This window comes from Bradyrhizobium sp. Ken64 (assembly GCF_055807555.1).
Map to the genome: position 1 here is coordinate 30,233 of NZ_JBVVPA010000001.1, position 21,865 is coordinate 52,097.

At 65.9% G+C, this 21,865-nt stretch carries 18 protein-coding genes and 1 pseudogene; 9 read left to right on the forward strand and 10 right to left on the reverse strand.

Annotated elements, in window-relative coordinates; all coding sequences use genetic code 11:
- Window positions 1-39 precede the first annotated feature (39 nt).
- Window positions 40-648, reverse strand: coding sequence for a LemA family protein (locus tag AC0L2F_RS00140; protein ID WP_007596535.1), 609 nt, complete (start codon window positions 646-648; stop codon window positions 40-42).
- A gap of 183 nt (window positions 649-831) precedes the next feature.
- Between AC0L2F_RS00140 and AC0L2F_RS00145 the strand changes: the two genes are divergently transcribed.
- Genes AC0L2F_RS00145 through AC0L2F_RS00155 form a run of 3 tightly spaced genes read left to right on the forward strand, consistent with a single transcriptional unit; the run spans window position 832 to window position 4,052 of the window.
- On the forward strand, window positions 832-1,686 hold the full coding sequence (locus AC0L2F_RS00145; RefSeq protein ID WP_007614556.1) for an enoyl-CoA hydratase: 855 nt from the start codon (window positions 832-834) through the stop codon (window positions 1,684-1,686).
- Window positions 1,687-1,691: 5 nt separating this feature from the next.
- Complete coding sequence (locus tag AC0L2F_RS00150) at window positions 1,692-2,840, forward strand: acyl-CoA dehydrogenase family protein (RefSeq protein ID WP_473247099.1); 1,149 nt, start codon at window positions 1,692-1,694, stop codon at window positions 2,838-2,840.
- A gap of 15 nt (window positions 2,841-2,855) precedes the next feature.
- Complete coding sequence (locus AC0L2F_RS00155; protein ID WP_473247100.1) at window positions 2,856-4,052, forward strand: acyl-CoA dehydrogenase family protein; 1,197 nt, start codon at window positions 2,856-2,858, stop codon at window positions 4,050-4,052.
- A 96-nt stretch (window positions 4,053-4,148) separates the two neighbouring features.
- Here the strand turns inward: AC0L2F_RS00155 and AC0L2F_RS00160 are convergent, their stop codons facing one another.
- From AC0L2F_RS00160 to AC0L2F_RS00170, 3 genes are all read right to left on the reverse strand, one after another.
- A complete protein-coding gene (locus AC0L2F_RS00160) occupies window positions 4,149-6,467 on the reverse strand; it encodes a xanthine dehydrogenase family protein molybdopterin-binding subunit (protein WP_473247101.1) in 2,319 nt (772 codons plus the stop codon).
- Between the two features lie 143 nt (window positions 6,468-6,610).
- On the reverse strand, window positions 6,611-7,486 hold the full coding sequence (locus AC0L2F_RS00165; RefSeq protein ID WP_007614563.1) for a dihydrodipicolinate synthase family protein: 876 nt from the start codon (window positions 7,484-7,486) through the stop codon (window positions 6,611-6,613).
- A gap of 64 nt (window positions 7,487-7,550) precedes the next feature.
- The gene (locus tag AC0L2F_RS00170; protein ID WP_473247102.1) at window positions 7,551-8,516 is read right to left on the reverse strand and encodes a VOC family protein; all 966 of its coding nucleotides are present in this window, start codon (window positions 8,514-8,516) and stop codon (window positions 7,551-7,553) included.
- Between the two features lie 200 nt (window positions 8,517-8,716).
- Here AC0L2F_RS00170 and AC0L2F_RS00175 point away from each other — a divergent pair.
- Together AC0L2F_RS00175 and AC0L2F_RS00180 are read left to right on the forward strand one after the other, a co-directional pair.
- Window positions 8,717-9,581: pseudogene (locus AC0L2F_RS00175) on the forward strand (S1C family serine protease).
- Window positions 9,578-9,949, forward strand: a complete 372-nt coding sequence (locus AC0L2F_RS00180) for a response regulator transcription factor (RefSeq protein ID WP_007614569.1) — start codon at window positions 9,578-9,580, stop codon at window positions 9,947-9,949. The pseudogene AC0L2F_RS00175 and the gene AC0L2F_RS00180 overlap by 4 nt, the downstream one beginning before the upstream one ends.
- On the opposite strand, the gene AC0L2F_RS00185 is transcribed toward AC0L2F_RS00180, so the two are convergent.
- The 4 genes from AC0L2F_RS00185 to AC0L2F_RS00200 all read right to left on the reverse strand — a co-directional run bounded on the left by AC0L2F_RS00185 (window position 9,946) and on the right by AC0L2F_RS00200 (window position 14,983).
- Window positions 9,946-11,019 (reverse strand): sensor histidine kinase, encoded by a 1,074-nt coding sequence (locus tag AC0L2F_RS00185; RefSeq protein WP_473247103.1) that lies wholly within the window; start codon window positions 11,017-11,019, stop codon window positions 9,946-9,948. The two genes, AC0L2F_RS00180 and AC0L2F_RS00185, sit on opposite strands and share 4 nt — an antisense overlap.
- Window positions 11,006-11,698, reverse strand: coding sequence for a response regulator transcription factor (locus AC0L2F_RS00190; protein ID WP_007614572.1), 693 nt, complete (start codon window positions 11,696-11,698; stop codon window positions 11,006-11,008). Before AC0L2F_RS00190 ends, AC0L2F_RS00185 begins: the two co-directional genes overlap by 14 nt.
- A gap of 97 nt (window positions 11,699-11,795) precedes the next feature.
- Complete coding sequence (locus AC0L2F_RS00195; RefSeq protein WP_473247104.1) at window positions 11,796-12,302, reverse strand: hypothetical protein; 507 nt, start codon at window positions 12,300-12,302, stop codon at window positions 11,796-11,798.
- A gap of 341 nt (window positions 12,303-12,643) precedes the next feature.
- Window positions 12,644-14,983 (reverse strand): Tex family protein, encoded by a 2,340-nt coding sequence (locus AC0L2F_RS00200; protein WP_473247105.1) that lies wholly within the window; start codon window positions 14,981-14,983, stop codon window positions 12,644-12,646.
- 400 nt (window positions 14,984-15,383) lie between these two features.
- Between AC0L2F_RS00200 and atzD the strand changes: the two genes are divergently transcribed.
- Both atzD and AC0L2F_RS00210 read left to right on the forward strand, forming a co-directional pair.
- Window positions 15,384-16,496, forward strand: a complete 1,113-nt coding sequence (gene atzD / locus AC0L2F_RS00205; RefSeq protein ID WP_473247106.1) for a cyanuric acid amidohydrolase — start codon at window positions 15,384-15,386, stop codon at window positions 16,494-16,496.
- A 124-nt stretch (window positions 16,497-16,620) separates the two neighbouring features.
- On the forward strand, window positions 16,621-18,090 hold the full coding sequence (locus AC0L2F_RS00210) for an amidase (RefSeq protein WP_473247107.1): 1,470 nt from the start codon (window positions 16,621-16,623) through the stop codon (window positions 18,088-18,090).
- Window positions 18,091-18,282: 192 nt separating this feature from the next.
- Here the strand turns inward: AC0L2F_RS00210 and AC0L2F_RS00215 are convergent, their stop codons facing one another.
- Window positions 18,283-18,603 (reverse strand): hypothetical protein, encoded by a 321-nt coding sequence (locus tag AC0L2F_RS00215; protein WP_007614584.1) that lies wholly within the window; start codon window positions 18,601-18,603, stop codon window positions 18,283-18,285.
- 148 nt (window positions 18,604-18,751) lie between these two features.
- On the opposite strand from AC0L2F_RS00215, the gene AC0L2F_RS00220 reads away from it, so the two are divergent.
- Window positions 18,752-19,660, forward strand: coding sequence for a PaaI family thioesterase (locus tag AC0L2F_RS00220; protein ID WP_473247108.1), 909 nt, complete (start codon window positions 18,752-18,754; stop codon window positions 19,658-19,660).
- Between the two features lie 67 nt (window positions 19,661-19,727).
- Window positions 19,728-20,093 carry a hypothetical protein gene (locus AC0L2F_RS00225; protein WP_007614586.1) on the forward strand — a complete coding sequence of 122 codons (366 nt, stop codon included), beginning with the start codon at window positions 19,728-19,730 and terminating at the stop codon, window positions 20,091-20,093.
- On the opposite strand, the gene poxB is transcribed toward AC0L2F_RS00225, so the two are convergent.
- Complete coding sequence (gene poxB / locus AC0L2F_RS00230) at window positions 20,090-21,826, reverse strand: ubiquinone-dependent pyruvate dehydrogenase (protein ID WP_473247109.1); 1,737 nt, start codon at window positions 21,824-21,826, stop codon at window positions 20,090-20,092. The genes AC0L2F_RS00225 and poxB overlap by 4 nt on opposite strands.
- Between the last annotated feature and the right edge of the window lie 39 nt (window positions 21,827-21,865).

Sequence of the window (21,865 nt, forward strand, 5' to 3'; positions counted from 1 at the left end):
GGTGGGTGGGGCTGGGCGCATGCGCAAAATAGCGCGCACTTACTTCGACGGCGCAGGTGCCGGATTGAAATCGACCTTCGGTGCGGTCGAGATTTCCTTCTCGTTCCCGACCGTGAAGTTTGGCTTCTCCTTGTAGCCGAACATCATCGCGGTGACGTTGCTCGGGAACGAGCGGATGGTAACGTTATAGTCCTGCACCGCCTTGATGTAGCGGTTGCGCGCCACCGTGATGCGGTTCTCGGTGCCCTCGAGCTGCGACATCAGATCCTTGAACAGCGCATCCGATTTGAGCTGCGGGTAGTTTTCGGTGACCACGAGCAGCCGCGACAGCGCGCCGGAGAGCTCGCCCTGGGCGGCCTGGAATTTCTGGAATGCGGCGGGATCGTTCAGCACCTCGGGCGTCGCCTGGATGCTGCCGACCTTGGCGCGGGCATTGGTGACGCCGAGCAGCACGTCCTTCTCCTGCTGCGCAAAACCCTTCACCGAGTTGACGAGATTGGGCACGAGATCGGCGCGGCGCTGATACTGGTTGACGACCTCGGACCAGTTGGCCTTGATCTGCTCGTCCTCGCTCTGGATCGCGTTATAGCCGCAATTGGTGAGGCTCAACGAGGCCAGCGCCGCCAGCACGGTCAGGATCTTGCGCATCAAATTTCTCCCGGTGGAATCGGGCGCAAGCTACCAGATTGCATACGCGAGATGCCAGACATCTTGCGTCCCGGCCGAGGCCGCGAAAAGCAGCCGATGTACGCAAGCCTCTTGCTTAATCCCGGCTGTAATAGTCAACTTGAGGGAACAATAATACCGGGTCGGGAACGCCAGGGGAATGCGATGAGTTCGTTCGAGACCATCCTCGTGGAGAGGCCGGAGCCGGCGATTGCCCGGATCGTGATGAACCGGCCCGACGCGCGCAACGCGCAGAACCTGCAAATGACCTACGATCTCAACGCCGCCTTCGATGAGGCGGTGCAGGACGATGCGGTCAAGGTGATCATTCTCGCCGGCAACGGCCCGCACTTCTCCTCGGGCCATGACCTGCGGCCCGGCAGCAAGAATGAAGCGGGCGTGGATTTTCCGCCGATCGGAAATTGGGGCGGCTTCGCTGAATCGAATGCTCATGGCCGCTTCGCGCGCGAGCAGGAGATCTATCTCCAGATCACACGGCGCTGGCGCAACCTCGCCAAGCCGACCATTGCCGAGGTGCACGGCAAGTGCATCGCCGGCGGCTTGATGCTGGCCTGGGCCTGCGATCTCATCGTCGCCAGCGACGATACGCAGTTCTGCGATCCCGTGGTCACCATGGGCGTCTGCGGCGTCGAATGGTTCGTGCACCCATGGGAGCTTGGCCCTCGCAAGGCCAAGGAGTTTCTGTTCACCGCCGACGCATGGAGCGCGCAAGAGGCGCACCAGCTCGGCATGGTCAACCGGGTCGTGCCGCGCGCAGAGCTGTCAGCCGCCGTGCTGGCGCTGGCGCGCCGGATCGCGTCAAAGCCGTCCTTTGCGCTGAAGCTGACCAAGGAGGCGGTGAATCGTTCGGTTGACGTGATGGGCCAGCCGGCCGCAATCGACCAGGCCTTCGCGCTGCATCAGCTCTGTCACGCGCATAATCTTCAGGAATTCGGCATGGTCGTCGATCCATCCGGCCTGCATCCCTCCGTGCGCAAGCCGCCGGCGGCCGCGGAGTAGACAGGATGGATCTCAATCTCACCGACGAGCAACGCCTGCTGCGCGAGAGCGCGGAGCGCTTCGTGGCCGAAAGCTACGATGCCGATCACCGCCGCAAGATGGCGAACGATCCGCTCGGCTTCAGCCCCGCGGTGTGGACGCAATTCGCCGAGCTCGGCTGGCTGGCATTGCCGATCGCGGAGGAGTTTGGCGGGCTCGGCGGCAGCGCGGTCGAGATCGGCATTTTGATGGAAGCCTTCGGCCGCGGGCTGGTGTCGGAGCCGTATATCGCAACAATCGTGCTTGGCGCTGCGTTGATCGAGCGATGCGGCAGCACGGCGCAGAAGCAGGCAATCCTGCCGAAGATCGCGGAGGGAACGTTGAAGCTCGCGTTCGCGCATTCCGAGCGCGCGGCGCGGTTCGATCTTGCCAAGGTCGCAACCATCGCCCATAGGACTGCGCAAGGCTGGCGCCTTGCCGGCAGCAAGATTGCCGTGCTCGACGGCCATGCCGCCGACGAGATCATCGTCTCCGCGCATATCCATGATCATCAGGGGCCCTCGGCGCGGATCGGCCTGTTTCTGGTCGCGGCGACGACGCCGAATGTTGCGATCTCCGACTACGAGCGCCTCGGCGGCGGGCGGGCCTGCAATATGGTGCTATCGGATGCGCAGCTGCCGGAGGATGCCTTGCTCGGCAACGGGCATGACGCGCTGCCGACCATCGAATGGGCTGTTGACCGCGCCATGGCTGCGCTCGGCGCCGAAGCCGTCGGCATCATGCAGGTACTGCTGGACACCACGCTGGAGTACACAAAAATTCGAAAGCAATTCGGCCGGCCGCTCTCGGCCAACCAGGTGATCCGCCACCGCCTCGCCGACATGGCGGTGCAGGTCGACGAAGCGCGCTCGATGGCGCTGCGCGCCGCGCTGAAGGTCGAAGCCGATCCGGTCGAGCGCGCGCGGGCCGCATCGGGCGCGAAGGCGAAGATCGGCAAGTCTGCGCGCTTCGTCGGCGAGCAGTCGATCCAGCTTCACGGCGGCATGGGCGTCACCGAGGAGCTCGAGGTCGGCGCCTATTTCAAGCGGCTGGTCGCCTTCGACACGCTGTTCGGCGGCAGCGCGCACCATTATGGCCGCCACGCCCGGCTTGGCCGCAGCACCGTGCCTGCCTGATACTGGGAGAGCCTCATGGATCTGTCGTTCAATGCCGAGGAGCGCGCCTTCCAGGACGAGGTGCGCGGCTTCATTGCCAAGAATCTCACGGAGGAGATGAAGCGCGCGACGGCGCTGACGCCGTCGGTGTTCTCCGACCCCGATATCGGCATGGCCTGGCAGCGCACGCTGCACAAGCAAGGCTGGGGCGCGCCGGGCTGGCCGGTCGAGCATGGCGGACCGGATTGGACGCCGGCGCAGCGCTGGATTTTCGAGACCGAGAGCGCGCGTGCCGGGGTGCCCAATGTCAATGTGATGGGCGTGAAGATGGTCGGCCCCGTCATCATCGGCTTCGGCTCGGCAGAGCAGAAGAACTTCTACCTGCCGCGCATTCTGTCCGGCGAGGACTATTGGTGCCAGGGCTATTCCGAGCCGGGCTCCGGCTCCGATCTCTCCTCGCTGAAGACGCGCGCGGTGCGCGACGGCGACGACTACGTCATCAACGGCACCAAGATCTGGACCACGCATGCCCACCACGCCAACCGCATGTTCGCGCTGGTGCGCACCAGCGACGGCCCGCGGCAGCAGGACGGCATCAGCTTCATCCTGATCGACATGAAGACGCCGGGCATCACAACGCGCCCGATCCTCACCATCGGCGGCGACCACGAGGTCAACCAGGTGTTCTTCGACGACGTGCGCGTTCCCGTGGCGAACCGCGTCGGCGAGGAAGGCAAGGGCTGGACCTACGGCAAGTATCTGCTCGAGTTCGAGCGCGGCTCCGGCATCGCCTCGGCAAAATTGCGCGAAGGGCTGAAGGCGATCGCGGAGCTTGCTGAATCGGACCTGACGGGCCGCGCGATCGACAGTCCCGACATCGCGACGCGCATCTCCGAGGTCGAAATCGACATCGACGCGCTGGAGATGACCGAGCTGCGCGTGCTGGCGGCGCTGCAGACCGGACAGAATCCCGGCGCGGTGTCGTCGATCCTGAAGCTGCGCAACAGCGAGATCCGGCAGGCCGTGACGCGGTTAGGCGTCGACGTGATCGGCCATGACGCCCTCACGGTCGAGCCGATGCGCCCGCTCTACAGGCTCAACCACGAGCCGGCGATGCCGGAGGAGATGCTAACCGTGGTGCCGGAATATCTCAACGGCCGCGCCTATACGATCTTCGGCGGCACCTCGGAGATCCAGCGCGACATTATTGCGAAGATGATGCTGGGGATTTAGCACTTGTAGCCCGGATGGAGCGCAGCGCAATCCGGGACAACAATCGCGAGCGGCCCCGGATTTCGCTTCGCTCCATCCGGGCTACACGCCGAGCAACTACCCCACCTTCGCGTCCCGGATCGCCTGCCAGATCTTCTGCGGCGTCAGGGGCGTGTTGAGCTGGGTGATGCCGAGTTCGGCGAGCGCATCCATCACGCCGTTGGTGACGCAAGGCGGGCCGCCGATGGCGCCGGATTCGCCGCAGCCCTTGGCGCCGAGCGGATTGGTGCGGCAGGGCGCGGAATCATCCAGCGTCACCACAATGGGCGGAACGTCGTCGGCGCGCGGGATGCAATAGTCCTGGTAGCTCGCGGTGAGCAACTGACCGTCGGCATCATAGGACACGCCCTCATACAGCGCCTGGCCGATACCCTGCGCCACGCCGCCATGGATCTGCCCCGTCACCAGCATCGGATTCACGGCGACACCGACGTCGTCGACGGTGGTGTAGCGCACGACCTTGGAGACGCCGGTCTCGGGGTCGATCTCGACCTCGCAGATATGCGTGCCGTTCGGCCAGCTCGGGCCATCCACCTCGCCTTCGGAATCGACGCTGAGTTTTGCGCCGCTCTCCTTCTCTGCAATATCGAACAGGCTGATGCGGCGGTCGGTGCCGACCACGGTGAGCATGCCGCCCTGGTATTCGATGTCCTCGATCGAGGTCTCCAGCACGTTCGCCGCCTTCTCACGCGCCTTCTGGATCAGATCGTTGGAGGAGACCGCGACCGCCGTGCCGCCGACGAACAGCGAACGCGAGCCGACGCTGCCGAAGCCCGTGGCGAGATCGGTGTCGCCCTGGACCACGTCGATCTTGTCCATGGCAATGCCGAGCGTGTCGGAGATCATCTGGGTGTAGGTGGTCTGCAACCCCTGCCCCATCGCCATGGTGCCGGAATGCAGGATGACGCGGCCTTCCGACGTCGCGTGCAGGCTGACCTTTTCGGTGTGGGCGCGGCCACCGGTCCATTCGATATAGGAGGTAAGACCGCGGCCGTAGAGCAGGCCCTTCTTCTTCGCCGCCTTCTTGCGCGCGGCAAAGCCGTCCCAGTCGGCGAGCTTCACGGCGCGGTCGAGCATGTGCGCGAAGGCGCCGGAATCGTAAACCTGCCCGGCAGCATTGGTGTAGGGGAGCTGTGCCGGCTTGATGTAGTTGGCTTTCCGGATCGCGCGGGGGTCCATGCCGATTTTTCGCGCGGCCGCGTCGAACAGACGCTCGACGATGAACACCGCCTCCGGGCGGCCCGCGCCGCGATAGGCACCGACGGGTGCGGTGTGGGTCATCACCGACTTCACCTCGAAATGCACCAGCGGCAAATCGTAGACGCCGGTCTGCACGAACGGCCCCAGCACCAGCGGAATGATGTTGGCCGCGCCCGAGGAATACGCGCCGGTACAGCCGATCGAGCTGACGCGATAGGCCAGCACCTTGCCCTTGTCGTCGAGCGCGAAAGAGGCGGTCGAGGTGAGATCGCGGCCGTGCGTGCCGCCGACGAATTCGTCGGTGCGGTCCCCGCGCCAGCGGATTTTCCTGTTCAGCTTGGTTGCGGCATAGGCGACGATGCCGTCCTCGGGATAGAGGTTGGTCTTCTGGCCAAAGCCGCCGCCGATATCGCCGACCAGCACGCGAATGCTGTCCTTCGGACGCTTCAGCACGGCCTCGGCCAGCACGTCGCGGGTCGAGGCGGGCGTCTGCGACTGCACATGGAGGAGAAGACGGCCGGTCTTGTCGATCTCGGCAATGGTCGAGCGCGGCTCCATGGCCGAGGGCACCAGGCGTTGGCTGACGAGATCGAGCTCGACGGTATGCGCCGCCTTGGCAAAAGCCTCGTCCACCTTGGCGGCATCGCCGTAAGCCATCGCGCCGACGATGTTGTCGGGCGCCTCCGGCCACACCAATGGCGCGCCGGGCTTGACCGCCTCGACCGGATCGACCACCGCCGGCTGCACGTCATATTCGACCACGATCGCTTCGGCTGCGCTCTGCGCGTCGGCACGCGAGGAGGCCACCACTGCGGCCACAGCCTCGCCGGCATAGCGCACGATCTCGTGCGCCAGCAGGCGACGTGGCGGCACCGTCATCGGCTTGCCGTCGGGGCGCTTGAAGATGCTCAAGGTCGGGATGATTCCGATGTCGTCCTTGACGAGGTCGGCGCCGGTGTAGACCGCGGTCACGCCGGGCATTGCAGTGGCGGCGCCAGTGTCGATCGAGACGATCTTCGCGTGGGCATGGGGCGAGCGCAGCAGGTACAACCACAGCGCGCCATCTTCCGGCTTGTCGTCAATGAACTGCCCCTTCCCGGTGAGCAGTCGCTGGTCTTCCAAACGCTTGACGGGCTGCCCCGCTCCGAAACGCAAATTGCCGGGAAGAATGTTCATTCCGTGGGGTCCCTTAATGTCTCAAAAGCGGCTGCCTTTTAGCGGATCGAGGCATGCGAGGCCAGCCGCGGTTTTGGGCGGTCTATCCACGATTTCGTCATGCCGGGCATAGGCGAGTGGAAGCGAAGCCGTCCTATGGACGCCTAGCCAAGCTCCCGCAGGGCCGCTTCCACGATCTTGCGCGCATCGGCCGTGAGAGCGGCCTGCGGCAGGACGGGATCGCCGACGTCGTAGCCCTGGATAGCCAGCCCGGCCTTGATGCAGGCCGCCAGGTTGAAGCGGGCAAAAGCCTCGTTGATGCGCCACAGCCTGCGCTGGAGCGCCATCGCCTCATCCCAGCGGCCGGCCTTGCAGAGGTCGTAGAGCGCGACGCTCTGGCGCGGAATGATGCAGGCCGGGCCCGCCATCCAGCCGAGGCCGCCGATCAGCATCACCGCGGCCGGGATATGGGCGGAGGCCGAGAACACCCGCAAGGCATCGCCGCAGCGGTTCATGATCGAGAGCAGCCGGCCGGTGTTGGTCGAGGCGTCCTTGATGTAGCCGATGCGCGGATGTTCGGCGAGACGCGCGATGATGTCGAGGGTGAGATCGGAGCGCTGGAATTGCGGATTGGTGTAGATGACGACGGGGATGTCCACGGCATCCGCGATGGCGCGGAAATAGGATTCGACTTGGGCGTCGGCGAGCGGGAAATACGCTTCCAGGATCGCCAGAATGCCGTTGGCGCCGAGCTTCTGATACGCTTTCGCCTGCGCCACCGCGTCCGCCGTCGAGGTGGAGGCGACGCCCGCGACAACGGGCACGCGGCCCATTGCCGCCTCGATCGTGGTCTGCACGACCGCGGTGCGTTGGGCGGCATTGAGATAGGCGAACTCGCCGGTCGAGCCGAGCGGGGTCAGACCGTGGACGCCGGCACCGACCAGATCGTCGCAGAGCTTTGCGAGCACGTTCGTGCGCACCGCGCCATCGGCAGCGACGGGCGAGACGAGATAAGGGAAGACGCCGCGAAAATCGGACATGTCAGGTGTGAATCCCGGAAACTGGCCAGCGCCTGACCGGTCATACCAACGCTGGCGCCGGCGATCAAACCCTGATCAGCCGCACCCGCGTGCCCCAGGGATCGATCGCCTCGACGCCATTGGCCAGCGCCGTGACTTTCGCGCCGCCCTTGCGCAGGCGCTCGTCCTGCGCGGCAAGCAGGTCCGGCTTCTCCGTCACCAGCGAGAACCAGGCGAGCCCTGTTGCCTGATCGTCGCGCTGGCCGGCGCCCTGGCTCTGCCAGACGTTCATGCCGAGGTGATGATGATAGCGCCCCGACGACAGGAACGCGGCACCGTTGCGGCTGCGGGTCGGGTCCAGGCCGATGGCACCGTGATAGAAGCGCTCGGCCTGCGCGAGGTCGCCGACGCGCAGATGCATGTGGCCGATGCGCATTCCGTCCGGCGCCTTGGCATAATCAGGCACACGCGCATTGGTCAGCGACAGCAGATCGGGGATGTTGAGCTCGTCGGACGCCATCTTCACGCTGCCCTCGCTCCACTGCCATTGCGAGGGATCGCGGTCGGCATAGACCTCGATGCCGTTGCCTTCGGGATCGCCGAGATAGACGGATTCGCTGACGAGGTGATCGGCAAAGCCCGACAGCGGCACACGATGCGAGGCCGCTGCTACCAGCCAGCGCGCAAGGTCCTTGCGGGTCGGCATCAGGAAGGCGGTGTGGTAAAGGCCCGCGGCGTTGCGTGGTTCGATCTCGGCATCAGGACGGGCCTCCAGCACCAGCAGCGCGATGCCGGCCGTGCCAAGCTTGGCGGCGCTCGCCGAGCGTTCCATCACGGTGAGCCCGATGACGTCGCGGTAGTAGTTCGCAACCTTGTCGAGATTTTTCACCCGGAGCGTCACCATGCCGACCCGCATCGGCGTACGGTTGGCATAGGTCGGCCCACCGCCCTGTGGTGCGCCCTCGGCGCGCGCAGCGCCCGCAGCCGCCATTGCGAGCGAGCTGGCGCCGGCGAGTTGAAGCAGGGTGCGGCGGGTAAGGCCGATGGTCATCAATCAGGGCTCGCAAAAAGGCTCGAGGCCGTACGGCACAAAGTCGAGCCGATTGCTACACGTTCCCGTGAGCGGCTCCAATCACATGTTCGTCGGCCGTGGTCTTACGGACCAGTTTCCCTGCCTATTTCCTGGCCATGCGGCCAGTTACGCGATCGCCCGCGACATCCCAGATTGAGGACAGCTTACAGGAGCCTCCCATGACCGAACCCACTCCCCTGTCCTCACTGTCGCGCGCTCGCAGACGTCGTGGCGCGCACTGCGCCGTCCGTCCTCGCCGTGCATTCGCATCGCTCCCGCGCCACCGGCTTCGTCTGGAAACCCGGCCTGATCGTCACCGCCGACGAGGCGCTGGCTGACGAGGGGGACGTCGCGATCGGCCTCCCCGACGGCAGCCAGGTGGCTGCCACGATCGCGGGCCGTGACCACACCACCGATATCGCGCTGCTGCGCGCCGATACGGCGATTGCTCCGGTCAAGCTGGCCACAACGGTGCCGCCCCTCGGCGCGTTGTCGGTCGTCGTCGCCACCAACCGCGATGCGTCGAGCGCCGCGCTCGGCATGGTGTCGCTGTCCGGCAAGAGCTGGCGCTCCTTGCGCGGCGGCGACATCGACGCGCGAATCGAGCTCGACGTCCGCTTGCGCTCCAGCCAGCAGGGCGGCCTCGCGCTCGATGCATCGGGCGAAGCCTTCGGCATGGCCGTGCTCGGCCCGAGGCGTGTGCTGGTGATCCCGACGGCGACGATCGAGCGGGTCGCGGCCCAGTTAGAGGCCCGCGGACACATCGCACGCGGATATCTTGGCCTCGGGCTGCAGCCGGTCCGGCTCGACGACGGCGTCGGCGCGATGGTGATGAATGTCGACAAGGCCGGCCCTTCGGCCGCGGCCGGCATCCGCCAGGGCGACGTCATCGTCGCGGTCAACGACCAGAAACTGTCCGGCGTGCGCGCGCTGTCGCGGACGCTGGGTCCGGCGAGTGTCGGCACGGTGGTCGATGTCGCGGCGCGCCGCGGCGGAGAGCCCGTCAGCTTCAAGGTCACGATCGGCGAGAGGCCGGCGGCGTGAGCGAGGATATCGCGCCCGAGATCGTTCTGGCCCTGGAGATCGACGATCCCGCCCTCGCCGATCGCCTGGCGGCTCTGCTCGGCAATATCGCCGGGCTTCGCCTCGCCGAACCCGGCGAGAAGGCCGCCGCGACGATCGTCACTCGCGATCCGCGCATCATGCCTGAGGACATCGCGCTGACACAGCGCGAGCTCGATGTACTGGCGTTGATGGCGGAGGGTGGCTCCAACAAGATGATCGCGCGTCAGCTCGGCATTTCCGTCCACACCGTGAAATTCCATGTCGGCTCGCTGCTCGACAAGCTCGACGCCACCGGCCGCACCGACGCGGTGGCACATGCGGCCCGCCGCGGCGTGATCGAACTCTAGAGCGGGAGCAGCGGGAAGCTGAGCTGAACCGTCAGGCCCGGCGCGTTGTCGTGCAGGGCAATCTCGGCGCCATGGAGGCCGGCGACCGCGGCGACCAGGCTTAAGCCAAGGCCGTTACCCGGCGTGTAGCGGCTCTGTTCGAGCCGGTAGAAACGCTTGAACACGTGATCGCGCTGATCCGCCGGAATGCCCGGTCCATCGTCGGCGACCGCGATCGTCGCGCCACGGTCGGAGCTGCGGCAGGTGACGGTCACCTGCCCGCCTTTGCAGCCGTGCTTGATCGCGTTGTCGACGAGATTGGCGATGGCGTCGAACAGCAGGTCGCGATCGCCCGTGATCGCCACCTCGCGGTCGCCGCCCAGGCTGAGCCGCGTCGCGACCTGTTCGGCGGCGGCATCGTAGAGCTCGACGACCTCGCCGGCGATTTCGGCGAGATTGAGCTTGCGAAACGCGCTGCGGCGGGCGCGGGTCTCGATCTCCGAGATGCGGGTAATGGAGGCAAACATGCCGAGCACGGCGTCGAGATCGGCGATGGTGTCGCCGATCAGCGCCGCATCGGCCTCCCCGTTGCGATGGGCGTGATAGGCCTTTTCCAGCCGGCCCCGCATGCGCGTCAGCGGCGTGCGCAGATCATGGGCGACGTTGTCGCTGACCTGCTTGACCTCGCCCATCAGCGTCTCGATGCGGTCGAGCATCTGGTTGAGGTTTTCGGCGACGCGATCCCACTCGTCGTGGCTGCCGCGCAAGGGAATGCGCTGGTCGAGGCCCGACATCATGATGGCGCGGCTGGTGGCGTTGATCTCCTCGATTCGTCCGACCGTGCGGCGCGTCACCAGCACCGCGGCGAGCCCGGCGAGCACCAGCATCAGCACGGCTACCGCAGCCATTGCGAGCTCGATCATCGCGGTGAAGCCGCCGTGATCGCCGGCATCGCCGACCCGGCTCCGCACATAGGCGATCGTACCGAAATAGACATACGCCATGATTGCCGCGACGATCAGCCCAAACGCTGCGATCGCGATCAGCGCAAGGCGGAAGGTCGAGGAGCGGAGCGTTTTAGCCAGGAGCACGGAGACAATATCCGATGCCGCGGATGGTGTGGATCAGCGGATAGGCCTGGGCACCATCGACCTTGCGACGGACGCGCCCGACATAGACGTCGATGATGTTGGTGGAGGGATCGAAGTGCAAATCCCAGACATGCTGGAGCAGCATCGCACGCGAGACGACGCGGCCCTCGTTGCGGACCAGATATTCGAGCAGCTGGAATTCCCGCGGCAACAGCGGAATCTTCCGGCCGCGGCGGCTCGCGCTGCGTGCGATCAGGTCGATGGCGAGATCTCCGATCCGCAGGATCGTCTCCTTGGCGACGGTGTCACTGCGCCGGCCGAGTGCCTCCAGCCGCGCCAGCAACTCGGTGAAAGAGAACGGCTTGACGAGGTAATCGTCGCCGCCGGCGCGCAAGCCGCGCACGCGGTCGTCGACTTCGCCAAGTGCGGAGATGATCAGGAACGGTGCGGCGATGCCGTCGTCACGCAACTGGCGCATCACGCTGATGCCGTCGATGTCGGGCAGCATGCGGTCGATGGTGATGACGGCATAGTCGCGCGCGGCGCCGCGGCTGAGGGCTTCGCGCCCCGTGGCGGCGAGATCGACATCGTAGCCGGAGGTCGTCAGCTCCTCGACGAGCTGGCCTGCGGTTTCCGCATCGTCCTCGACGACCAGAATGCGGCGGTGAGCTCCGGTCATGACAAACTCCGCGCGACGATCGCCACCAGACTATCCCGTTCCGGGGCTGAGCGGAACCGTCCGATGACGATCGCGACAATGGTGCGGTACGGCGATGCTAGTACCAAGAGTCTCCGCACACATTGACCCATTGCCACCCATAGGGCGTCAAGCTCCTGCGCCAGCAGCCGTCATTGTAGCCGGCATAGATGAAAGGTGCTCCGAAGAAGAAGCGATGGTGGTGCCGGAAGAAGGCATGGCGACCAATGAAGGGCCTGCCGTGCCAGCCGGAGCCAGCGAAGCGCGGCCCGATCGCCGCATGTGCGAAGCCGGCGCCGCCGAAGCCGGGTCCGCCAACATGGGCGAAACGGGCGCCACCCATGCCACCAACGTGCATGCCGCCGAAGCCGCCGGCGTGCATGCCACCGCCGAAGCCTCCCGCGTGCATGCCACCACCACCGAAATGCCCGCCGCCACCAAAGCCGCCATGACCTCCGCCGCCAAAGCCGCCTCCGCCGTGACCTCCGCCTCCGCCACCGCCGCCACGGGCGAGCACAGGCGAAGCGAGCGCCATCACCGCGGCGACCGACACCGCCGTAAGGCCTTTGAGAATCCTGTTGTCCATCGAAGCGTCCTCCGTGCTGCGCAGCGATACCTGCCGCGCGAGGGGGCTCAGATGAAAGCAAGGGACCGGCACCTTCAACTTACAAAGGCGCCAGATTCTGACGCGGAAGTTAGGAGGCGTCCCGAATCTCTCCTCGTCATTGCGAGGAGCGAAGCGACGAAGCAATCCAGAGTCCCGCCGCGAAACGATTCTGGATTGCTTCGCTGCGCTCGCAATGACGATTGGATAGAGCTCTCCATACATCGACCAGTGCGATCAGCGGAGGCTCGGCCCTCACCCGGAATCCGCGCTTCGCGCGAATTCCGACCTCTCCCCGCAGAAGAGCGGGGACAGGTTAGAAGCTACGCCCGCTTGCCGCCGTTCTTCTCGGCCGCGCGGCGCAGCGCTTCGGCGAGCGCACCGCCGCCGCCGGAAGATTCCTGCTGGCCCGGGGTCGACGACGTCATGCGGGAGGGGTTGCGTGAGCTGTTGTCCCGCTGCATGCCGGGGGCGTCCTTCTTGGCGCCGACCTCGTCGTCGAGCCGCAGCGTCAGCGAGATGCGCTTGCGCGCGACCTCGAAGTCTAGCACCTTGACCTTGACGATGTCACCGGGCTTCACCACCTCGCGCGGATCCTTGATGTAGGTCCTGGACATCGCCGAGATGTGCACGAGCCCGTCCTGGTGCACGCCGATATCGACGAAGGCGCCGAACGCGGCGACGTTGGTCACGGTGCCCTCGAGGATCATGCCCTTCTTGAGGTGCTTGATCTCCTCGACGCCGTCCATGAACACTGCTGCCTTGAACGCCGGACGCGGGTCGCGGCCGGGCTTCTCGAGCTCGCGCAGGATGTCGGTGACGGTCGGCAGACCGAACGTCTCGTCCACGAAGTCTTTCGGCTTCAGCGTGCGAACGATGTCGCTGCTGCCGATCAGCGCCTTGATGTCGCTCTTGGTGGCACTGAGAATCCGGCGCACCACCGGATAGGCTTCCGGATGCACGCCGGAGGCGTCGAGCGGGTCCTCGCCGCCGAGGATGCGCAGGAAGCCCGCGCACTGCTCGAACGCCTTGGGACCGAGCCGCGGCACGTCTTTCAGCGCCTTGCGCGACTTGAACGGACCGTTGGCGTCGCGGTGTGCCACGATGCTGGAGGCAAGGCCGGAGCCGACGCCCGACACGCGCGCGAGCAGCGGAGCGGACGCGGTGTTGACGTCGACGCCGACGGCGTTCACGCAGTCTTCGACCACCGCGTCGAGCGATTTGGCGAGCTTGGCCTGGCCGAGGTCGTGCTGGTACTGGCCGACGCCGATCGCCTTGGGCTCGATCTTGACGAGCTCGGCGAGCGGATCCTGAAGCCGCCGCGCGATGGACACCGCCCCGCGCAGGGTGACGTCGAGATCAGGCAACTCCTCCGAGGCGAAAGCCGAGGCCGAATAGACCGACGCGCCAGCTTCCGAGACCACGATCTTGGTCATCTTCAAGTCAGGCAGACCCTTGACGAGGTCGGCCGCGAGCTTGTCGGTCTCGCGGGAGGCGGTGCCGTTGCCGATCGCGATCAGCTCGACGCGATGTTTCAGCGCGAGCTTGCCGAGGATCGCAAGCGCCTCGTTCCACTGCCGCTGCGGCTCGTGCGGGTAGATCACGGCGGTATCCACCACCTTGCCGGTTGCGTCGGTGACGGCGACCTTGACGCCGGTACGGAAGCCGGGATCGAGGCCCATGGTGACGCGGGTGCCGGCCGGCGCGGCCAGCAGGAGGTCGCGCAGGTTCGAGGCGAACACGCGCACGGCCTCGGTCTCGGCGGCATTCCACAACCGCATGCGCAGGTCGATGTTGAGATGCACCTGGATCTTGGTGCGCCAGGCCCAGCGCACGGTGTCGATCATCCAGCGGTCGCCGGCGCGCTTGAGGTCGGCGATGCCGAACCGCTTCATGATCTTCAATTCATACACACTCGGCACGCCCGGGGGCGATGCTTCGGCCTCGGCCTGGATCTGGAGATCGAGGATTTCTTCCTTCTCGCCGCGGAACATCGCGAGGATGCGGTGCGAGGGCAGCTTCGTCAGCGGCTCGGAGAACTCGAAATAGTCGGCAAACTTTTCGCCCTCGGTTTTCTTGCCGTCGCGCACCTTGGAGGCCATGCGCGCATTGGTCCACACCTCCTCGCGAAGCGCACCGATCAGGTCGGCGTCTTCGTCGAAACGCTCGACCAGGATGGCGCGGGCGCCGTCGAGTGCCGCAGCGGCATCGGCAACGCCCTTCTCGGCATTGACGAAGGCTTCGGCGACGACCTTCGGATCGTTGGTGGGCTCGGCCATGAGCTGGTTGGCGAGCGGCTCGAGGCCGGCTTCCTTGGCGATCTCCGCCTTGGTGCGGCGCTTCGGCTTGAACGGCAGATAGATGTCTTCGAGGCGCGCCTTGCTGTCGGCGGCGAGAATGGAGGCTTCCAGCGCGGCATCGAGTTTGCCCTGCTCGCGGACCGATTCGAGGATGGCCTTGCGGCGGTCCTCGAGCTCGCGCAGGTAACCCAGGCGCTCCTCCAGCGTGCGCAATTGCGCGTCGTCGAGCGCACCGGTCGCTTCCTTGCGGTAGCGGGCGATGAAGGGAACCGTGGCGCCGCCGTCGAGCAGCGCCACTGTCGCCTCGACCTGCTCCGCCCGAACCCCAAGCTCCTGCGCAATTTTCTGGTTGATATTTGCCACGCGAGAACCCCTCTATCCAAGCACGCATCGCGGAGGCGAACCACCGGCTGCGGGACGCCGCTTATGGACCAATCGGGGTTGATTCATCAAGGTGCGGCGGACGACCGTCGACAAGGGATTTTTTGTCGAACCGATGCGATCTCGCCACAATCATGGGAGCGGGGAAGACGACGCACATCTTCCGCCGTCGTCCTGGCGAAAGCCAGGACCCATACCGCGGAATCCATCGATCATGGTCGGTATCAATACCTAACGACGAGCCTTCGCCAAACTTCCCCATGGGGTAATGGGTCCTGGCTTTCGCCAGGACGAAGATGGGGATTGCCTCGACACCTTGACAGGCGCCGCGGTTCAGCGGCTGTTTTGTCGGCCGGGCTCCTGAACCCATGTGAGGACTATCATGCGAACGACATCGGTCGGCGTCTTCAGGATCGCCACCAAGGGCCCCGGCGACGTCTCCGGATTGATCAGCATGATCGCCTCCGGCGCGATCGATCCGACATCCATCCTGGCGATCCTCGGCAAGACCGAAGGCAATGGCGGCGTCAACGACTTCACCCGGGAATATGCCGTTGCCGCGCTGTGCACGGCGCTGGCGCCGCAGCTCGGCCTGTCGCCGCAGGAGGTCGAGCAGCGCATCGCCTTCGTGATGTCCGGTGGCACCGAGGGTGTGCTGAGCCCGCACATCACCATGTTCACGCGCCGGGACGTCCAGCAGCGCCCGCCAGGCATCTCCGGCAAGCGCCTGAGCATTGGCATGGCGCACACGCGGGATTTTCTCCCGGAAGAGCTCGGCCGCTCCGCTCAGATCACGGAGACAGCCAAGGCCGTGAAGGCCGCGATGGCAGATGGCGGCATCGCCGATCCCGCCGACGTCCATTTCGTGCAGATCAAGTGCCCGCTGCTCACCAGCGAGCGCGTCGAAGCGGCGAATGCGCGCGGCCACAAGACGGCGACGATCAGCGCCTACAGTTCGATGGCCTATTCCCGCGGCGCTTCCGCGCTTGGCGTTGCGGTCGCGCTCGGCGAGATCGCAACCGACATACGCGACGCGGACGTGCTGCGCCGCTACGATCTGTTCTCGAACGTCGCCTCGACCTCGTCCGGGATCGAGCTGATGCACAACGTCGTCATCGTGCTCGGCAATTCGATGTCCTCAACGAGCGAATTCGAGATCGGGCATGCCGTGATGGGCGATGCGATCGACGCCACCGCAGTGCTTGCGGCACTGGAGAGCGTTGGGCTCCGTGCCGCGCCGCAGACGACGACCGGCCGCGAGCTCGTCAACATCTTCGCCAAGGCCGAGGCCTCGCCTGATGGCAACGTGCGCGGCTTCCGCCACACCATGCTGGAAGATACCGATATCAGCTCGACGCGCCACGCACGGGCTGCCGTCGGCGGCCTGATTGCCGGCCTCGCCGGCACCGGGGCGGTCTACGTCTCCGGCGGCGCCGAGCATCAGGGCCCCGCCGGCGGCGGGCCGGTCGCGGTGATCGCAAAGCTCTCGAATTGATGCGCGCGCATGCAATGCGGGATTACCTCTCCATCCGGCGCAACCCTGCCCTTCGCGCCGCTCAGTTGATTAAAGTGTTCCCGTGCGAAACTAAGATGGCGCCGCACGAAGAGGTTTGGATCGCATGACTTTTCCGATGAGCTGGAACGAATGGGCGCAGCACGATGGCGTGGGGCTGGCCGCGCGCGTCCGCAAGGGCGAACTCACAGCAAAGGAGTTGGCGCGCCAGGCCGCTGCAGGGGTTGCCAAGGTCAATCCGGCACTGTCGGGCGTGGTCGAGCTGTTCGATGACGTGATCGCCGATCCGGCCAAGGACGGCGCCAATCTCGCCGGCCCGTTCGCAGGGCTGCCCTTCCTGATGAAGGACCTCGGTCCGACCATGAAGGGCCGGCTCCAGGAGATGGGCTCGCTGCTGATGCGCGGCAATCGCGCCAGCGCCGACACGTTCCTGACCGGCAAATTCCGCCAGGCCGGCCTGAACCTGATCGGACGCACCACGACGCCGGAATTCGGCGTCTGCAGCTCGGCCGACAATCCGGCCGTCTATGTCACGCGCAATCCCTGGGATACCGACTACACCACCTGCGGCTCGTCGGCCGGCAGCGCCGCAATGGTCGCCGCCGGCGTGGTGCCGATCGCGCATGCGACCGACGGCGGCGGCTCGATCCGCATTCCCGCCGGCGTCAACGGCAATATCGGCCTGAAGGTCTCGCGCGGCGTGTTCTCGCTGGCACCGCACATGTCGGATCTCACCGGCCTCGTCTCAATCCAGGGCTGCCAGTCGCGCTCGGTGCGCGACACCGCCGCCTTCGTCGATCACGCAAGGGGAGCGGCGCCGGGCGAGTTCATGCCGTTCTGGACCACCGCGCAGCCATATTCCGAGATGATCAAGCGCGATCCGTCAAAACTTCGCATCGCGCTGTCGCACAGCTGGGGCGACTACACCGCGACGCCCGAGATCGCGGCCGAACTGGCGAAGGCCGGCCGCTTCCTCGAAGGCCTCGGCCATCACGTCGACCACGCCTTGCCCGAAGTCGACTTCCGCGCCGCGTTCGAGGCGCAGACCACCTGCTACATTTCGAATTTTGCCGTGGTGATCTCCAACATGCTCGCCGCGCGCGGGCTGGAACGGCCGCCGGAAGATCTCATCGAGCCGATGAATATCCGGATCTGGGAAGCCGGCCGGCACACGAGCTTCGCCGAGCGGGCGAAGATGCAAGGCGTGTTCAACACGACCTCGCGCGCCTTCGGCGCCTTCTTCGAGCAGTGGGACGTGATCCTGACCCCGATCACCGCGCTGCCGACGCCGAAGGTCGGCACCAGGGAATATCTCACCATCTCCGACAACCCCGACGTGCTCGACTGGTTCGGCAATCTCTGGCGCTTCTTCGCCTTCACGCCGCTCGCCAATCTCTGCGGCATGCCCGCGATCTCGATGCCGATGGCCACGCAGAACCACGGCCTGCCGCTCGGCATCCAGGCGATTGCGAAACAGGCCAATGACGGCCTCCTGCTGCAACTCGCCGCCCAGATCGAGCGCGCGCTCGACGGCAAGTGGAACGACGGCAGGAAGCCGAAGGTGCATGTGAGCTGAAGCGGAGCTATTCGCCTTGACGAGAGTTCACGTCCCCGCGGCCATCCTTCGAGACGCCCGCGTTGCGGGCTCCTCAGGATGAGGTCTGGTTTAGCGGCGAGGCGAAATGTCAGACCCTCATGGTGAGGAGACCGCGAAGCGGTCGTCTCGAACCATAAGGCCAAGCGCGCGAGCCAACCTCCAAAGCGGATCTCAGTTCTTCACCGTCGGAATTTCCTCCGGCCGGGGCTGCTGCTGGCCCTGCTGGTACATCGCCAGCGCCTTTTCGAGCGCTTCGCGCAGCGCCAGCGCCGCGGCCACGCTGCAGCGCAGATGCGCGGTCTGGACCACGTCGACCCTGACGGCGGCGCCGACCGGCATCAACAGGTTCGCCGCAAGTTCGATCTGAATCGCGCCGTTGTGGTGGCCGAAGCAGGATGCGCCGTCGAAATAGATGATCGGCGCCCGCTCCGAGCTCGATGTCGAAATGATGACGGGCCCCTGGCTGGTGGCGGGCGTTTCGGAATCGGCCATGGGCACTCCTTGCGGCTAGTCGGACGAACGAAGCGCCCACCATCGTTGCTTCGGCCCGCCCTGTCGAGGCCAAACCGCCCCCGGCGCCTGCCGCCGGACGCGCATCCGGGGTTTTGCGCCGCGCCCGCCACTGGTCTAGAACGTCCTCATGTCCAGCTCACCGACCACACTTTCGTTCGAGGACCTCGCCGAGGCGATCCAGGGCCGCCGCTCCGATTACGGCCGTATCAGCGGGCTCCAGCTCGATCGCTTCGCACCTCGCGAGGCTTGGTCCAGCCTGCCCTACCGGCCTGTCTTCGTCGGCGACACCGAGACCGGCGTCCTGCATGGCGGGGTCGTCACCGCGATGCTGGACGAGAGCTGCGGCATGGCAGTGCAGCTCGCGCTCGACGGCACGAGCGCCATCGCGACGCTCGATCTGCGCATCGACTATCAGAAGCCGGCAACGCCCGGCCTCGACATCAAGGCGCATTCGGTCTGCTATCGCACCACGCGTTCGATCGCCTTCGTGCGCTCCACTGCCTATCAGGAGTCCGAGGACGATCCGGTCGCGACCGCGACCGCCTGCTTCATGATCGGCGCCAACCGCACCAACATGCTCGCGGATCGCAGGATGGACTCGCTCGACATCCCGACGCTGGAGGCGCCGGACGATCCGGAAGGCCCGTTCGCCAACAGTCCGTTCGCGCGTTGCCTCGGCATTCGCGTCAACGACAACGACACACTGACGATGCCGTTCTCGCCCAAGATCATCGGCAACCCGATCCTGCCCGCGATTCATGGCGGCATGACCGGCGCCTTCCTCGAGACCGCCGCGATCTTCGGAGTGGCGCGCGAGCTCGGCGTCGCCGCACTGCCCAAGCCGATCGGACTCACCGTCAACTATCTGCGCTCGGGCCGCGCGCTCGACACCTTCGCCAACGTTTCGATCGTGAAGCAGGGCCGGCGCATTGTCGCCTTCGAGGCGCGGGCCTGGCAGGACGATGCGAACAAGCCGATCGCCACCGCCTTCGGCCATTTCATGCTGCGGCCGACGCCCGGAAACGACGAGGAATAGGCGCATTTTCCCTTGACGGCCAAGGTCTGGGCCACAACGATAGCGCGTTCCCGCGAGAGGTATTGGGTTGCGGCATCCGCTCGACATCATCGCCATGTTCGCCGCGCTCTGGCTGCTGGCGGCGATGGTGCTCGACGCGCTGACGCCGAAGGAGCTGACCGCGGTGATGATTGGCATTGCCATCGGACCCGCCATCGTCATCACCGCCGTGTTCTACTATCTGCGCTGCCCGCGCCTGGATTTCGCGGTGATGTTCGCAGCGCTCTGGCTGATCTCCGACATCGGCATTGCGTTCATCTCACCGGCGCAGCTGCCGCATTTCCTGATCGCGCTCGGCTTCGTGCCGGCACTGCTAATCGGCATCGTGCTGCACTGGCAACGCTTCCAGCGCCGGCATGAGCGGCTGCCCGTGCCGTCGGTCAAGCGCGGCTAGCGCGGCAGCAAATTGGTCTTGGCGAGATCGACGACCTCGTCGCCGCGGCCATTCATCACCGCGCGCAAGACCCAGAGGCTGAAGCCTTTGATCTGCTCGGGCGTGATGGTCGGCGGCATCGACAGCTCCTGCTTCGCGGTGACGACGTCGAGCAGCGCCGGCCCGTTGTGGGCCAGCATCTCCTTCACCGCCCCCGAGAGTTCGCCGGGATCCTCGACGCGCCGCGCAAAGATGCCCATGGCGCGCGCCATCGCCGCGAAGTCCGGATTCTCCAGATCGACATTGGTGTCGACGAAGCCGGCCGCCTTCATCTCCAGTGCGACGAAGCCGAGCACACCGTTGTTGAAGATGACCACCTTCACCGGTAGCTTCATCTGCGTCAGCGTGATCAGATCGCCCATCAGCATCGTGAAGCCGCCGTCGCCCGAGAGCGAGATCACCTGGCGGCCGGGCTGCGCGGCCTGCGCGCCGATCGCCTGCGGCATGGCGTTGGCCATCGAGCCGTGCACGAACGAGCCGATCAGCCGGCGGCGGCCGTTCATCTCGAGATAGCGCGCGGCCCACACCGTCGGCGTGCCGACATCGGCGGTGAACACCGCATCATCGCTCGCATGGTCGCTGATGACCTTTGCCAGGTATTGCGGATGGATTGGTTTGCTGCCCGGCGTGCCCTTCGCGAGCGAGTCGAGGCCCTCGCGCGCCTTCTTGTAATGCGCGATCGCATCGTCGAGGTGCTTGCGCTGCGTCTTGGATTTCAGCAGCGGCAGCAGCGCCTCGAGGGTGAGCTTGACGTCGCCGACCAGGCCGAGATCGAGCCTGCAGCGGCGCCCGAGATTTTCCGGACGGATGTCGATCTGCGCGATCTTCGCGTCGGTCGGGAAGAACTGCTTGTAGGGAAAATCGGTCCCGAGCATCACGAGCGCGTCGCAGGCGTGCATGGCCGCATAGCCCGAGGAGAAGCCGATGAAGCCGGTCATGCCGACATCGTAGGGATTGTCGTATTCGACATGCTCCTTGCCGCCCAGCGCATGCACGATCGGGCTCTTCAAAGCTTCCGCAAGCTGCATCAACGGGACATGCGCGCCGGCGCAGCCGCGACCGCAGAACAAGGTGATGCGTTCGGCGCCATTCAAGAGGTCCGCGAGCGCCTTCAGCTCATCGGCCTGCGGTACGACCTTCGGCGCCGACAGCGCAAGGCCACGCGCCGTCGACAGCGCGCGCTTGGGTGGGCTACGGAAGGCGACGTCGCCGGGCATGGCGACGACGGAAACGCCGCGCATGCCCACCGCCGCGCGGATGGCGTTTTCCAGCATGTAGGGCAGCTGGCTCGGATCGGAGACCAGCTCGCAATAATGGCTGCACTCGCGGAACAGGTTTTGCGGATGGGTCTCCTGGAAATAGCCGCTGCCGATCTCGGCTGTCGGAATCTGCGCGGCGATCGCCAGCACGGGAACGCGGCTGCGATGTGCGTCGAACAGGCCGTTGATGAGATGCAGATTGCCGGGGCCACACGAACCCGCGCACACCGCAAGGCTCCCCGTCATCTCCGCTTCCCCGGCTGCGGCGAAGGCCGCAACCTCCTCGTGCCGGACATGGATCCACTCGATCGTGCCGCGCCGCCGCAGCGCTTCGGTCAGCGCATTCAGGCTGTCGCCGACGATGCCGTAGATGCGCTTGACGCCGGCCTGTTCGAGCGTTGCCACGAACAGATCGGCCACGTTGTTGATCGCCATGTCGGTCTCCTGATCTCGCTTCTTCGGCAAGATAGGATA

Bases quoted from the DNA above. Each gene is read 5' to 3' on its own strand.
- AC0L2F_RS00140 (WP_007596535.1), bottom strand. From the start codon at position 648: ATGCGCAAGATCCTGACCGTGCTGGCGGCGCTGGCCTCGTTGAGCCTC.
- AC0L2F_RS00145 (WP_007614556.1), top strand. From the start codon at position 832: ATGAGTTCGTTCGAGACCATCCTCGTGGAGAGGCCGGAGCCGGCGATT.
- AC0L2F_RS00150 (WP_473247099.1), top strand. From the start codon at position 1,692: ATGGATCTCAATCTCACCGACGAGCAACGCCTGCTGCGCGAGAGCGCG.
- AC0L2F_RS00155 (WP_473247100.1), top strand. From the start codon at position 2,856: ATGGATCTGTCGTTCAATGCCGAGGAGCGCGCCTTCCAGGACGAGGTG.
- AC0L2F_RS00160 (WP_473247101.1), bottom strand. From the start codon at position 6,467: ATGAACATTCTTCCCGGCAATTTGCGTTTCGGAGCGGGGCAGCCCGTC.
- AC0L2F_RS00165 (WP_007614563.1), bottom strand. From the start codon at position 7,486: ATGTCCGATTTTCGCGGCGTCTTCCCTTATCTCGTCTCGCCCGTCGCT.
- AC0L2F_RS00170 (WP_473247102.1), bottom strand. From the start codon at position 8,516: ATGACCATCGGCCTTACCCGCCGCACCCTGCTTCAACTCGCCGGCGCC.
- AC0L2F_RS00190 (WP_007614572.1), bottom strand. From the start codon at position 11,698: ATGACCGGAGCTCACCGCCGCATTCTGGTCGTCGAGGACGATGCGGAA.
- AC0L2F_RS00195 (WP_473247104.1), bottom strand. From the start codon at position 12,302: ATGGACAACAGGATTCTCAAAGGCCTTACGGCGGTGTCGGTCGCCGCG.
- atzD (WP_473247106.1), top strand. From the start codon at position 15,384: ATGCGAACGACATCGGTCGGCGTCTTCAGGATCGCCACCAAGGGCCCC.
- AC0L2F_RS00210 (WP_473247107.1), top strand. From the start codon at position 16,621: ATGACTTTTCCGATGAGCTGGAACGAATGGGCGCAGCACGATGGCGTG.
- AC0L2F_RS00215 (WP_007614584.1), bottom strand. From the start codon at position 18,603: ATGGCCGATTCCGAAACGCCCGCCACCAGCCAGGGGCCCGTCATCATT.
- AC0L2F_RS00220 (WP_473247108.1), top strand. From the start codon at position 18,752: ATGTCCAGCTCACCGACCACACTTTCGTTCGAGGACCTCGCCGAGGCG.
- poxB (WP_473247109.1), bottom strand. From the start codon at position 21,826: ATGGCGATCAACAACGTGGCCGATCTGTTCGTGGCAACGCTCGAACAG.